12 protein-coding genes are annotated in these 14,729 nt (G+C 51.6%); all 12 read right to left on the bottom strand.

Features of this window, described 5'->3' with window-relative positions; genetic code table 11:
* Positions 1-156 precede the first annotated feature (156 nt).
* Positions 157-4,488, bottom strand: a complete 4,332-nt coding sequence (locus NST84_RS17620; protein ID WP_342561473.1) for a PolC-type DNA polymerase III — start codon at positions 4,486-4,488, stop codon at positions 157-159.
* Positions 4,489-4,622: 134 nt separating this feature from the next.
* Positions 4,623-6,071, bottom strand: coding sequence for a proline--tRNA ligase (gene proS / locus NST84_RS17625; RefSeq protein WP_342561474.1), 1,449 nt, complete (start codon positions 6,069-6,071; stop codon positions 4,623-4,625).
* A 104-nt stretch (positions 6,072-6,175) separates the two neighbouring features.
* Positions 6,176-7,450 carry an RIP metalloprotease RseP gene (rseP, locus tag NST84_RS17630; RefSeq protein WP_342561475.1) on the bottom strand — a complete coding sequence of 425 codons (1,275 nt, stop codon included), beginning with the start codon at positions 7,448-7,450 and terminating at the stop codon, positions 6,176-6,178.
* A gap of 157 nt (positions 7,451-7,607) precedes the next feature.
* Positions 7,608-8,747, bottom strand: coding sequence for a 1-deoxy-D-xylulose-5-phosphate reductoisomerase (locus tag NST84_RS17635; RefSeq protein ID WP_342561476.1), 1,140 nt, complete (start codon positions 8,745-8,747; stop codon positions 7,608-7,610).
* 25 nt (positions 8,748-8,772) lie between these two features.
* Positions 8,773-9,573, bottom strand: coding sequence for a phosphatidate cytidylyltransferase (locus NST84_RS17640; protein ID WP_342561477.1), 801 nt, complete (start codon positions 9,571-9,573; stop codon positions 8,773-8,775).
* Between the two features lie 21 nt (positions 9,574-9,594).
* Positions 9,595-10,368, bottom strand: coding sequence for an isoprenyl transferase (locus NST84_RS17645; protein WP_342561478.1), 774 nt, complete (start codon positions 10,366-10,368; stop codon positions 9,595-9,597).
* Positions 10,369-10,447: 79 nt separating this feature from the next.
* A complete protein-coding gene (gene frr, locus NST84_RS17650; protein ID WP_039874210.1) occupies positions 10,448-11,002 on the bottom strand; it encodes a ribosome recycling factor in 555 nt (184 codons plus the stop codon).
* Positions 11,002-11,730, bottom strand: a complete 729-nt coding sequence (gene pyrH / locus NST84_RS17655; RefSeq protein WP_342561479.1) for a UMP kinase — start codon at positions 11,728-11,730, stop codon at positions 11,002-11,004. The genes frr and pyrH overlap by 1 nt, the downstream gene beginning before the upstream one ends.
* Before the next feature lie 119 nt (positions 11,731-11,849).
* Entirely contained in the window at positions 11,850-12,500 is a 651-nt protein-coding gene (gene tsf, locus NST84_RS17660) for a translation elongation factor Ts (RefSeq protein ID WP_342561480.1), read from the bottom strand.
* Positions 12,501-12,630: 130 nt separating this feature from the next.
* Positions 12,631-13,332: a 30S ribosomal protein S2 gene (gene rpsB, locus NST84_RS17665; RefSeq protein ID WP_039874217.1), complete on the bottom strand. Its 702-nt coding sequence runs from the start codon at positions 13,330-13,332 to the stop codon at positions 12,631-12,633.
* Positions 13,333-13,531: 199 nt separating this feature from the next.
* Positions 13,532-14,152: a peptidase gene (locus NST84_RS17670; RefSeq protein ID WP_342561481.1), complete on the bottom strand. Its 621-nt coding sequence runs from the start codon at positions 14,150-14,152 to the stop codon at positions 13,532-13,534.
* Positions 14,149-14,709 (bottom strand): hypothetical protein, encoded by a 561-nt coding sequence (locus NST84_RS17675; protein WP_342561482.1) that lies wholly within the window; start codon positions 14,707-14,709, stop codon positions 14,149-14,151. The genes NST84_RS17670 and NST84_RS17675 overlap by 4 nt, the downstream gene beginning before the upstream one ends.
* Positions 14,710-14,729: the final 20 nt, after the last annotated feature.

Consider the following 14,729-nt stretch of genomic DNA (forward strand, 5'->3'; position numbering starts at 1 on the left):
GGGTTTCCCCACTCTTTACACAACGGACTTATCTCATTATTACCAAGAAAAATTATACCATAGTGCACCTGCACTGACAAGTACCAGCCCTTGACTGCCAGTCCGGCCAGGCTTTGCCCGGCAGCAAAAACGGGATTTAAAGAGGTTCCCGCCTGATTAAAACAGAGACAGCTGGTTGCTCTCAGGCAGTCCGCGGAAGCAGCCCATGCCGGTCAGCAGCTCAATTACCGTCTTGCTCGCTTTAGACTTCTGCTGGAAGTCCTCAATCGACAGGAACTCGCCGGCATCCTTGGCGGCAGCAATATTGATGGCCGCATTCTCGCCGATTCCGGCAAGCGCGGAGAACGGCGGAATCAGGCTGGTGCCGTCAACGGTAAAGCGGTTCGCATCGGAACGGTACAGATCGATGTTCTTGAAGGTAAAGCCGCGGGCCGTCATCTCCAGTGCCATCTCGAGAACCGGAAGCATTGCTTTTTCCTTAGGCAGCGCCTGGAAGCCCTTGCCTTCGATTTCCCCAATCTGGCGGTTGATCGCCTCATACCCCTGGCAGCAGAGCTCGATGTCAAAGTCAGCCGCACGTACCGAGAAATAGGTCGCGTAATATTCAATCGGATGATACAGCTTGAAGTAGGCGGTCCGCACGGCAGAGATTACATATGCTGCGGCATGCGCCTTCGGGAACATGTACTGGATCTTGAGGCAGGAGTCAATGTACCATTGCGGCACCTTGCATTTCTTCATCTCTTCAATCCATTCGGGCGGCAGCCCTTTCCCTTTACGTACACTTTCCGTAATTTTAAAGGCCAGGCTGGCATCCATGCCCGCCTTATAGATAAGATACAGCATGATATCGTCACGGCAGCCGATTACCGTCTTGATATTGCAGGTGTTGTTCTTGATCAGCTCCTGCGCATTGCCCAGCCAGACACCGGTACCGTGTGACAGTCCTGAGATCTGCAGTAAGTCGGCAAAGCTGGACGGCTTGGACTCGATCAGCATCTGACGGACAAATTTGGTCCCCATTTCCGGTACCCCGTAGGTAGCCACAGGTGTCCGGATCTGTTCCGGACGCACACCAAGCGCCTCTGTCGAGTTGAACATGCTCATAACCTTCGGGTCATTCATCGGTATAGTGGTCGGATCCACCCCGGTCAGATCCTGCAGCATACGCATCATGGTCGGATCATCATGGCCCAGAATATCAAGCTTCAGCAGATTGGCATCAAAGGCGTGATAATCAAAGTGTGTCGTCTTCCATTCGGCAGTCACATCATCTGCCGGAAACTGGACGGGAGTAATATCCTCGATCTCCATATAATCCGGCAGAACCACGATCCCGCCGGGATGCTGGCCGGTGCTGCGCTTGACGCCTGTACAGCCTGCAGCCAGGCGGTTAACCTCGGCACCGCGCCAGCGCTTCTGATGATGCTCTTCATACTTCTTGGTGAAGCCGAAGGCCGTTTTCTCTGCCACCGTACCAATCGTTCCTGCACGGAATACGTTATCCGGACCGAACATTGTCTTGGTAAAGTTATGGGCATTCGGCTGGTATTCCCCGGAAAAGTTAAGGTCGATATCGGGCACCTTGTCCCCTTTGAAGCCCAGGAAGGTCTCAAACGGAATGTCCTGGCCTTCCCCCTTCAGCCTGCCGCCGCAGTCCGGGCAAGCCTTATCCGGCAGGTCAAAACCGCTCGGTATGCTGCCGTCCAGGAACCATTCATTGTGCTTGCATTCCGGATTCAGGCAAATATAATGGGCCGGCAGCGGGTTAACCTCAGAGATACCGAGGAAAGTCGCAACTACTGACGAGCCGACCGATCCACGGGAGCCGACCAGATAGCCGTCCTGGTTCGACTTTTTAACAAGCCGCTCCGAGATCAGATAGTTGGCCGAGAAGCCGTATTTGATTATCGGCGCAAGCTCTTTTTCCAGGCGGGCCACCACAACCTCCGGCAGATCCTCACCATAGATGGATTTAGCTGTGTTATAGCAGGTGCTGCGGATTTCATCGTCCGCCCCTTCAATATTAGGGGTGAACAGATCGCTGGGGAACAGATCGTATTCCTCGAACCGTTCAGCAAGCGCTACAGTGTTGGTAACAACGACCTCCATCGCTTTTTCAGCACCCAGGTATTCGAATTCCGTCAGCATTTCATCTGTTGTCCGGAAATGGGCGTCCGGTTTGACCTGATCCTTCAGCGGGCTAAATCCGGTAATCCCGTGAATGGTAATGTCCCGGAACAGCTTTTGGCGCGGCTCCAGATAATGAACATTACCCGTAGCAATGACTGGTTTGTTCATCTGCTCGCCGATTTCGCAAATTTTGCGCACGACATCCCTTAAATCTTCAGCCGTTGCAACAAACCCCTTATCCACAAGATGCATATACATCGTAAGCGGCTGGATTTCCAGCACATCATAGAACTGGGCAACCTCCATCGCTTCCTCAACCGTTTTGTTGAGCACTGTTTCAAAAAATTCCCCGCGCTCACAGCCGGAAATAACGATCAGCCCGTCGCGGTACTGCTCAAGCTTCGATTTCGGAATACACGGCACGCGCTTGAAGTACTCCGTATGGCTCATTGAGATCAGCTTATACAGGTTCTTTTTGCCGGCCGGATTAAGGGCATAGATTCCGCAGTGGAACGGCCGGACATTGGAAAGATCATTACCGACATAGTCATTCAAGCGCTCCAGCCGGGTCAGGTTCTTCAGCTTCTCTGCATCATTCAAAAGTCCGGTCAGGATGCCGCCGAGCGCAATCGTATCATCGACCGCACGGTGATGGCTCTCCAGCAGTACTTTATATTTATCCGCCAGTGTATTCAGCCGGTGGTTCTTCATGCTCGGATACAGCAGCCGTGCCAGCTCCAGCGTATCGAGGGACGGGTTCGGCAGCTCAGGCTGGCCAAGCTTGCGCAGGGAGGCCTGGATGAAGCCCATATCAAACCTCGCATTGTGGGCAACCAGTACAGCATCGCCTATAAACTCGACAAATTCCTTAAGCACCGGTTCCAGGTCTGGAGCATCCTTGACCATTTCGTCAGTGATGTTAGTCAGCTGCTGGATGTGATACGGGATTTTTTCGTGCGGATTAACGAACGTTGTATAACGGCCGATCTCCTTGCCCTCGCACATTTTAATGGCAGCAAGCTCGGTAATATTATTGCGGGTGATGGACAAACCGGTGGTCTCGATATCGAATACGACATAGGTAGCTGTTTTGAGATCCATCGGCTGGGCGTTTTCCACTATGTTGACCGCATCGTTGACAACGTTAGCCTCCACACCGTAGAGCATTTTGATTTTGTGCTTATGGACAGCATGGTTGGCTTCCGGAAAACTCTGCACGTTACCGTGATCGGACACCGCAATGGCCGGATGGCCCCATTTGGCCGCAGTTTTAATATACTCACCGATCGGAGTAACGGCATCCATTGTGCTCATCGTCGTATGCAGGTGAAATTCCACCCGTTTTTGCTTGGCATTATCTTTGCGGGCCGGCGGTGCGTTTACCTCGGACAGATCCGATGGAATCATTACAAGCTCAGGAATCTGCATGAACCGGTCGTATTCCACCTTGCCGCGCGCTCTGACCCACTTGCCGTTAGCCAGCTGGCTCATAATTTTGAGATCTTCCTTGGTCTTGGCGAACATTTTTATCTGCAAAGAGTCCGTAAAGTCCGTTATGAAGTAGGTGAACAGCGTATTGCCGTTGCGCAGCTCCTTGCTCTCCAGGCCAAAAATCGTTCCCTGAATCGTAATTTTCTTCTCTTCGTCCTGAATCTGCAGAATCGGCGTAGCCTGCTCCTTGATTTCATAGCCGATCTGGAGCTTGATCACTTCATTTGGTTCGGTTTCGTCCTCAGGCTCCTCCGGTTCGCTGTTCATCATCATTAATTCAACGATTTCACGCTGCTCCTGCTGCAGCTTCTGCTGGAATTCCTCATAGGCATCCGCTTTGCTGGTCTCATTCTCGGCAATCTGCAGCTTTATCTTTAGCGTAAGCCCGAAATATTTCTCATAAAATTTAATAATGGCGCCTTCGATTCCCTTTTTGCGGGCAAGCTCCAGTGACATCTTGTCGCTCAGGCTGAGTACAAGCGTACTGTCCTGCAGTTCCTGGGCGGATCTGGTCAGCCAGCCGTTAACCGAAGGAATTTCCCGCTGCACCCACTCTATGAACAGTCCCCAGTACTCTTGTACAAGCTCCTGTCTGCCAACCTTTTTTTCATCATATAAAAACAGGAAGCTGACCTTGGCGATATGCTGCAGCTTCTCACGCATTCTTAAGCAAAATGTCCGGTATGCCTGTGCCGGAACGAGATTCTCCTTAGAGATAACAATATGCCAGTCCTTATTACCCCGGCTGATCTCCACCCGTTCAATCTGTCCGTCCAAAAAATAGGAATCAATCAGTGCAGGCGGAATCTCCCCCTGCTTCATCAGAAGCTCGAACCTTCTTCTTCTCTCCGCGTTCTGTTCCATGCTTCCCCCACCCACTTACACAAGGATAAATTGTAAAAAGCTTCCGGGTCGACAAAGTGTTGGGTTCTTTCGGCCCGCCGACTCCTCTCGCCAGAAGCTGCATTCAGATACTGTCTATTATAATCGTTTCTTGCTTAATAGGCTTTGGCAAAAACCACCGTATGCTGGGCCGGCTTGCCGCAGCAGATGCAGGTGGTCTTCTGCTCTGCAGGATTAAACGGAATGTTGCGGCTGCCCGCTCCCGTTTCTTCTTTAACTTTATCTTCGCACTCCTCGGTTCCGCACCAGCCTGCAAGAGCAAAACCGCGCTTCTCCTCCATCGAGGCCTTCATCTCTTCAAGAGTATCTACGGAGTAGAAATGGTCTTCACGGAATTTCAGCGCACGCTCGAACATCTCGTTATGCACCTGCTCCAGCATGGCCTGCACTTCTTGCACCAGGTTTTCCTGCTGGATAACCTTCTTTTCACCGGTAATACGGGACACGAGCACGCAAACGCCGTTCTCCATATCACGCGGACCCAGTTCCAGACGGACAGGCACACCGCGCATTTCATATTCATTGAACTTCCAGCCAGGAGTCAGATCCGCCCGGTCATCTACACGCACACGCACTCCGGCATCCTTCAGCTGCTTGAACAGCTCGTCTGTCCGGCCGATTACCGCTTCGCGGGTCTTAGGCGGTCCGATTGGAATCATGATAACCTGAGTCGGAGCAACCTTAGGCGGCAGCGCCAATCCGCGGTCATCCCCGTGAACCATGATCAGCGAGCCGATCAGGCGGGTAGTAGATCCCCACGAAGTAGTGTGCACGTGCTCCAGTACATTTTCACGGCTCAGATACTGAATTTCAAAAGCTTCAGCAAACTTGGTTCCAAGATAATGGGAAGTAGCGGCCTGAACAGCCCGTCCATCCTTCATCATCGCTTCAATCGAATAAGTATCCACTGCACCGGCAAAACGCTCTGAAGGCGTCTTCTGGCCGGTAACAACCGGAATAGCCAGATAGCTCTCTACAAAATCACGGTAATTCTCCAGCATCCGCATGGTTTCTTCCCGGGCTTCAGCCTCGTTCTCATGCGCTGTATGTCCTTCCTGCCACAGGAACTCTGTAGTCCGGATAAACGGCAGCGTGCGTTTTTCCCAGCGTACTACATTCGCCCACTGGTTAATCAGCACCGGCAGATCGCGGTAAGATTGAATCCATTTGGAGTACATGTGTCCGAACATGGTTTCCGAGGTCGGGCGGACAGCCAGACGTTCCTCCAGCACATCTCCGCCGGCCTCTGTTACCCATGGCAGCTCGGGATTAAAGCCCTCGATATGATCCTTTTCCTTCTGAAAAAAGCTCTCCGGAATAAACACCGGGAAATAGGCGTTACGGTGACCTGTAGCCTTCAGGCGGCGGTTCATTTCCTCCTGGATGTGCTCCCAGATTTCGTAGCCCTCCGGTTTGAATACGATACAGCCGCGGACCGGCGAATAATCCATCAGGTCTGCTTTTTTGATTACATCAATATACCAGCGTGAGAAATCCTCACTCTGCGGCGTTATTTCCGTAACGAACTGCTTATCTTTAGCCATGTCTTGAAATCCTCCTAAATTGCCCTGCAAAATAGAGCCTGGCTGCACAGCCATCATCCCGTCATTTGCGGGTCCGCCATAAATCAGCTAGCTTAAAGTGAACATCAGCCTGTTATCAGGCGCAGTATATCATTATAGGTTACAGCAATCATTACCAGGAACAGCAGAGCGAATCCTACGAAATGGACCATGCCCTCCCGGTTCGGATCAACCGGCTTGCCGCGCAGCGCCTCAACCCCCAGAAACACCAGACGGCTTCCGTCAAGTGCAGGAATCGGCAGCAGATTAAATATCCCAAGGTACAGGCTGAGAATCGCCGCCCAGTAAGTGAGGTATTCGATGCCCTGCTTTGCAATCTGGCCGGTCATCTGGAACGTGCCTACAGGCCCGGAGACTTCATCCATGTTGAAGTTGTTGATCAGCCGCTTAAAGCCGGTGAAAATAAGCTCCGTGGTGCTTACCATCGCTGTGCCTGATTTGGTTATAGTCTCTCCAACCCCCGCTTTGCGTGTCTCTACATCCCGGGTAATCCCTACCTTGCCGCCTTCTTCCCCTTCCATAGTCCGGGGAATCATCGTCACTTCATAGGTCTCACCGCCGCGCTGCAGCACCCAGTCCATCTCTTTGCCTTTGGAGGCCGAGGTCAGCTCGATCATCTTCATATAATCTCCGCCGATTTGCTCCCCGTTAACAGAGACTACGATATCTCCTACCTGCAATCCGGCTTCTTGTGCAGGCATCCCCGCACTTATATCGCCGATTCTGACCACGGTAGGATTCTCGACTGGAATACCGGCAAGCTGCAGGTGAAGCGCAAACAGGACAAAAGCCAGAATAAAGTTCATCACAGGCCCGGCTACGATCGCCAAAGCGCGCTGTCCGACAGTTTTGCTGCCGAATTGACGGTCTTTAGGGGCGATCTGGGTCTGCTGGCCGCCTTTGATCATCATGGCCTGCGGATGCACGTCATAGGTAGTAACCTCACCGTCTACATCAAGGCGGATCTTCAGCTCATCCTCCAGGTCTGTAAACTGTGCTTCACCGCGGATTACATTTCTGCGGGTGTCCAGCGAGTCGAGATAGATGTTCTTAACCTTGTTGTCCTGCCCGAGCCTGACAGCAATCATCTGCCCCTGGCCGATCTCAACAATTTCGGGATCCTCCCCAGCCATCCGCGCGTAACCGCCGAAAGGCAGCAGACGAAGCGTGAACTGGGTTTCACCGCGTCTATAAGAAAACAGTTTCGGGCCGAAACCGATAGCAAATTCGCGTACAAGAATACCGGCGCGCTTGGCGAAAAAATAATGTCCCCATTCATGGACAGTCACCAGAACAAAAAACATAAGCACCGTCAAAAAAACGACCCTTACCATTTCCATCCGTAACATTCCCCCTTTAGGTGTAAGACCGAAGTATGTCCTCTTAATTTATCATTATTCCAAGGCCCGGCACAAGAGAATCAACAGTCTCAGCCTATTTTTACAGGGCAACGTAAAATCCCCCGCGCGCTAATGCCATTCAACCCTTCAGCAGCGGTTAAAGCTTAGCGGCAATTTCCCGGGTTACTGCATCACAATGCTCAATCTGCTGCAAATCCGGCTTGTCCACATTGACATGCCGCTGCAGTACTTCTTCAATAATTTCTTCTATGCGTAAAAAAGATATTTCCCGGCGGAGGAAACGGGCCACTGCCACTTCATTAGCCGCATTGTAAGCCGTGGTTGCCGTTCCTCCGGTTTTGCCGCAATCGATGGCCAGCTTCAGCAGCGGGTACCGGACATAATCCATCTCACGGAAGGTCAGACGTCCGATTTCAGCCAGTGACAGCCTGGAGGCCGGTGAAGGCCAGCGGTCCGGATAGGTTAAGGCATATTGAATCGGAACACGCATATCCGGGCTGCCGAGCTGGGCGATAATGCTGCTGTCACAAAACTCCACATAGGAGTGGATAATGCTCTCCGGATGGAGCAATACATTAATTCTCTCATAAGGCAGGCTAAACAGCCAGTGCGCTTCAATAACCTCAAGCCCCTTATTGACCATTGTTGCCGAATCGATGGTGATTTTGGCTCCCATGCTCCAGTTCGGATGACGCAGTGCATCCTCAACAGTAACATTAACGAGCTGATCGCGGGAATAATCACGGAACGAACCGCCGGAAGCAGTAACAGTAATACTGGCTACATCGGCACGGTTTTCCCCGTTCAGACACTGGAAAATAGCAGAATGCTCACTGTCGACCGGCAAGATCTTAACTGCCTTGCGGTTAGCAAGCTCTGTAACCAGATGGCCGGCGGTGACGAGCGTTTCTTTGTTGGCCAGGCCTATATGGCGGCCGGCTTCAATAGCAGCAAGTGTGGACTGAAGACCCACACTGCCGACAAGCGCCGTTACAACCGTCTCTGCTTCCCCTCCGGCAGCAATCTCCACCAGACCCTCATTACCGTAGTAAAGTTCCACACCGGACGGCAGGATGGACCGGATCTCATCTGCATGCTGCTTCGTAGAGACCGAAACACGGCGCGGATTAAAGCGGCGGACCTGTTCGAGCAGCAGGTCAGTGTTGCTGCCTGCAGCCAGGCCGTCTACTATAAACTGCTCGGGATGCATAGCAACCACATCCAGCGTCTGGGTACCGATTGAACCGGTAGAGCCGAGAATACTTATTCTTTTCACTGTCGGATCTTCTCCCTGTCGTTTGTTAGTAAGGCATAAGCATTACGATATGTACGAAAGGAAATACGATAATCCAGCTGTCGCAGCGGTCAAGAATTCCTCCATGACCAGGCAGCAGCGAGCCTGAATCCTTAATACCGTACACCCGTTTATAGGCAGACTGAACCAGATCTCCAAGCTGTCCGAGAACAGCAGCTGACAGTCCGATTAGCAGAGCCCGTCCGATAGTCAGCAGATCAGGAGCAAACATTGCGAATAACACCGAAATAATCACAGAAATAACCACACCGCCGAGCGCACCCTCAACTGTTTTGTTAGGGCTGATCGCCGGCCAGAGCTTATTCCGGCCCAAGCTTCTGCCGACAAAGTATGCTCCGGCATCACTGCCCCAAATGCAGCACAGCAAAAGCAGCGTCCAGAACAGGCCGTGTCCGTCGCCTGCAGCACGCGCGGTACCCATATAGGAAAAACCCATCCCTATGTATACAATTCCGGTAAACAAAAGTGCAGTGAGCTTAATATCGTGTTTATTTTTGCTGAATACCGTTACGAGCAGGAAAACAAGCAATAATAGCCATACTCCCTGTTCCCAAGTCAACCATGCGGAAACATCCAGCAATCCCCAGGGGATCATGAAGCAGACAATCGAAGCGTAGCCAAGCAAGGCAGTGCCGCTAAAGTGAGCGAGCCCTGTCATTTTGACAAATTCATATAACCCGACAAGCGCCATGGCAGTCAGCAGGAGCTGATAGGACCAGCCTCCAACAGCACAAAGGCCCAGAAAAAGCGCTCCGGCCACAATTCCGGTAATGAGTCGTTGCTTCAAAGGTTCCCATCTCCCATCAGGCTACTTCAATCCGCCATAACGGCGTGTACGGCGCTGATATTCTGCTACTGCCTGCGTCAAATGCGTCTTGTCAAATTCAGGCCAGTAGGCATCCGTAAACCAGAACTCACTGTACGCGACCTGCCAGAGCATAAAATTGCTCAGCCGCATTTCACCGCTTGTACGGATCAGCAGATCCGGATCAGGCAAGCCGCCAGACAGCAGTCTGCTGTCAATCAGCTCGGAAGTAATTTCCTCGGGAGACAGCCGGCCGGCTTTGATATCCTTGCCGAGATCCCGCATACAGTCCTCAAGCTCCTTGCGTCCGCCGTAATTCAGCGCGAAATTCAAGACAAGTCCGGTATTGTGCTTTGTCCGCTCAACAGCCTCATCCATCGCTTTGCGCGTATGGGAAGGCAAAGCTTCACTGTCGCCCATAACACGTACCTGTACATTTTTTTCAATCAGCTCATCCAGTTCAAGGGCAAGAAATTCCACAGGCAGCTTCATCAGGAAATCAACCTCATCCTTAGGCCGCTTCCAGTTCTCTGTAGAAAAAGCGTACATCGTCAGGAACTCCACTCCCAGATCATCAGCAGCGATGGTAGCGCGTTTTACGGCCTTCATCCCGTTTTGATGACCGACAATCCGCGGCAGGCCGCGCCGTTTCGCCCAGCGTCCATTGCCGTCCATAATAATCGCTATGTGCCGGGGAATATTGTCCGGTGAGATCTCAGCGGGCTGTTCTTCCTGCCTGTCATTACGGCTAAGCCATGCTTGAATCCGTTTGATCATTTCCGTTTCCTCCAAGCTCTTATCAGAAAGAGACAAACCCCACCATATGCGGAGGGGCCTTGAGGTCTCTTGATTATCATTATACTTCCATAATCTCTTTTTCTTTGGACAAGAGCACCTTATCGACTTCAGCTATGAACTTATCCGTTGATTTCTGAATATCTTCCTGGTGCCCGCGTGATTCATCTTCCGAAATGCCGTTCTTTTCCATCTTTTTGATGTCATCGTTAGCATCGCGGCGGATGTTGCGGATCGCTACCTTCGCTTCCTCACCGAACTTCTTGGTGAACTTCACCAGCTCGGTACGGCGCTCTTCGGTGAGCGGCGGAATGCTGAGGCGGATGATGGTACCGTCATTGGCTGGCGTAAGGCCGAGATCCGACTTCATGATCGCCCGTTCAATGTCAGCAACCGAGGATCTGTCCCAAGGCTGGATCAGCAAAGTGCGGGAATCCGGCGTACTGATGTTGGCCAGCTGGTTAACCGGCGTAGGTGCACCATAGTACTCAACCTGAATCCGGTCCAAAAGCGCTGTAGATGCGCGTCCGGCACGCAGGGTTGCCAGGTCACGCTTTAGGGAAGCAATCGCTTTTTCCATACGTTCTTCGGCATTTTTCTTAACCGTCTGTGGCATTAATCTACACTCCCTTTAACAATCGTTCCGATTTTCTCGCCGAGAACGACACGTTTGATATTGCCTTGCTCTGTAATAGCAAACACAATGAGCGGTATATTATTATCCATGCACAGTGAGGAAGCGGTGGAATCCATAACGCCTAGATTTTTGTTCAGCACATCCATATAGGTAAGCTGTTCAAACTTCTCAGCTGTAGGATCTTTGAACGGATCGGCAGAGTAGACACCGTCCACTTTATTTTTTGCCATCAAAATCACTTCTGCCTCGATCTCAGCTGCTCTAAGTGCCGCAGTTGTATCTGTCGAGAAGAACGGATTACCCGTTCCGGCGGCAAAAATAACCACACGGCCCTTCTCCAGATGGCGGATGGCCCGGCGGCGGATGTACGGTTCAGCAATCTGCTGCATGGAAATAGAAGTCTGCACCCGGGTAGGAACATCAATCTGCTCCAGGGCATCCTGCAGAGCGAGCGAATTCATAACGGTTGCAAGCATGCCCATGTAATCGGCTGTTGCACGGTCAATACCGCTTGCACTGCCGGCGATTCCGCGCCAGATGTTGCCGCCTCCGCAGACGATCGCCACTTGGACGCCAAGCTCAACTACTTCCTTAACCTGCTGGGCAATTGAATTAATGGTTTCCGCATCAATACCATATCCGTTTTGTCCTGACAGAGATTCACCACTAACCTTAAGAACGACTCTCTTAAATACCGGCTGTTCCAATTGTATACCCTCACTTTCTTACAAAAGACGGAACACTAGGTGTACGTGTTCCGCTCTTTTGATGCTTGCCTTTATTCAATTCAAGTATTCGTGCTTAGAACGGCAAAGCCGTCTATTTATTATTGTTTAACTTGTGCCATTACTTCGTCAACAAAGTTGTCGACTTTCTTCTCGAGGCCTTCACCCAGCTCGTAACGAACGAAACGACGGATGGAGATGTTTTCGCCGATAGTACTGATTTTTTCACTCAGCAGCTGAGCGATTGTTTTGTCCGGATCTTTAACGAACGGCTGCTCAAGCAGGCAATATTCTTCGTAGAACTTGCTGATGCGGCCTTCAACCATTTTTTCAACGATCTTTTCTGGTTTACCTTCGTTCAGAGCCTGAGCTTTCAGGATTTCTTTTTCCTTCTCAACAGCATCAGCCGGAACTTCTTCGCGGCGAACATACTGCGGGCTTGCTGCAGCGATTTGCATAGCGATGTCACGCGCGAATTCTTTGAAGGAATCTGTTTTACCAACGAAGTCGGTTTCACAGTTGATTTCTACCAGTACGCCGATACGTCCGCCAGCGTGGATGTAGGATTCTACAGTACCTTCAGTAGCGATACGTCCAGCTTTGTTAGCTGCTGCAGAAAGACCTTTTTCGCGGAGCAGTTCAGCGGCTTTGGTGATATCGCCGTTTGCTTCTTCAAGTGCTTTTTTGCAGTCAAGCATACCTGCGCCTGTTCTTTCACGAAGTTCTTTTACGGATTTTGCATCTACTGCCATTGTTATTCCCTCCAGATAATTGTCGTTTTATTCCATTCAAGGCCTTTATCCTAAAAAAAGGGCAGTGAGAGGTTATCCACCTGCCAACCACCCTTTTCATTTAAGTTCTTGTTTATGTCCCGGCTGACTATTAAGCAGTAGTTGTGTCTTCGCCCTGGTGAGCTTCTACAACTGCATCTGCCATTTTACCAGTCAACAATTTAACGGCGCGGATAGCGTCATCGTTACCTGGAATGACATAGTCGATTTCGTCCGGATCGCAGTTCGTATCAACGATAGCTACGATTGGGATACCCAATTTGCGAGCTTCCGCAACAGCGATACGCTCTTTACGCGGGTCGATGATGAACAGCGCGCTTGGCAGACCCTTCATGTTCTTGATACCGCCGAGGAATTTTTCAAGACGATCTTTCTCTTTGCGGAGAAGGATTACTTCTTTCTTAGGCAGAACTTGGAAGGTACCGTCTTCTTCCCAAGCTTCCAGTTTCTTCAGGCGGTCGATACGCTTCTGAATGGTCTGGAAGTTAGTCAGGGTACCACCCAGCCAACGCTGGTTGATGAAGAACATACCGGAACGCTCAGCTTCTTCCTTAACGGAATCTTGAGCTTGTTTCTTAGTTCCTACGAAGAGGATTGTGCCGTTGTCAGCAGCTACACTTTTAACAAAGTTGTAAGCTTCCTCTACCTTTTTAACCGTTTTTTGCAGGTCAATAATGTAAATTCCGTTTCTTTCAGTGAAGATATAACGATCCATCTTAGGGTTCCAGCGACGAGTCTGGTGACCGAAGTGTACCCCAGCTTCGAGAAGCTGTTTCATGGAGATTACTGCCATCTTCACACACCTCCTAGATTTGGTTTATTGTGTGTCTCCTCCGCCGTGCGTCATTTTCCTACAAGACTTTCTTCAGAAGAAAGCACCCCTTGTCGAAATCAACCGGCGTGTGTTTTAACACCGTCAATTACTATAACATATTAAAATACAGGATGCAACGCTTAACAGAAAGTTTTGTGATTTACTGGCACATCCTGCGCTATTTCAGGGTAATCAGCTTCTCAATGATAGAGTTAATACTCTCACCCTTGATGAAGTTGTAGCTGCCGGATTGTATCTTGGTATTGATTTTCCGCTCGATGGCGGTCTCCAGAAATCCGGCCTGGTCGCTAATAATTCCGGCTTTTGCAAGCAGCTGGGCTGTTTGTGTAAGTGTACTGCCTGCAGGGATGCGTACAGCAATAACACCGGCAGCGGCAGCCTGCGGGCTGGCGGGAGCATCCGGAGCTTCAGCCGCCCCGCTGCTCGGGGCCGGCTGGGACGGTGCGGCCGGCGTGCTGGGCTCGGCAGCCGCACTGGGCTGAACCGCAGCAGCCGGTGTAGCTGCGGGAGTCGCCGCGGGAGTCGATGTAGGCGCTGTTGTAGCAGCTCCTGACGTCGCTGTGCCGCCTGTCTGCTCCTCAGGTGCAGATTCCGGTTCCACAGTAGCCAGCGGTGCTGCAGCCGGGTCTGTAACTGTCAGATTAAGCTGCGCAGCCTGCCTGACAAGCTCCTCCCGGGTTAGCGGCGCAGTGCCCCCCGAAAGCATCAGCTGCAGGAGCAGCGCACCTGCGATCAGTCCTGTCCCCAGACCGAGCATGAATGAACGGTTCTTGATCATACCGATTCCTCCTGCTTGGCCAGTTGAAGAATAAGCTGGACCTCTCCCCGCTGCAGGCCGGCTGTTTTGGCGATGGAGTCGATGGATTTACCCTGCTCATGCAGCTCAAACAGCCGCGGATAGCGCAGCTTAATCGAGCTGACCGGCTTTGCCTTGGGCGCAGGTGCAACTTCCGGAATGGAAGCTGTATCTGCAGGCTGTCTGGCCGCATTGTCTTTAGCAAAGGCCGTCAGCTGAAGCAGCCCCTTTTCTTCAGCGGTCAGGCGCTCGTCAAGCAGCAGCATGCTATTCTGCAGCCCGCTAACCTGCTCGCGCAGTGCGCTGATTTCCTCCTGCAGTGCTGCCCTGTTGCTCTGGGACTGCTGCTTGATGCCGCTGACCAGCTGCAGCATTTCTTCATTTTCGCGCTCCAAGTCTGCCATATAGAGCTCAAGAGCCGCCTCGGTATCCTTCAGGCTTTGCTTCTCGGCCCCATCTTCTTTCCGGCGTGCCGGCAGGATCATTCCATAAACAATAACGACAGCCCCTACCAGCACAATGTATACCCATGGTTGCAAATGCTTGTTCTCCTTTGCGA

The sequence above is a fragment of the Paenibacillus sp. FSL R7-0345 genome, assembly GCF_038595055.1.
Lineage (GTDB): Bacteria > Bacillota > Bacilli > Paenibacillales > Paenibacillaceae > Paenibacillus_AQ.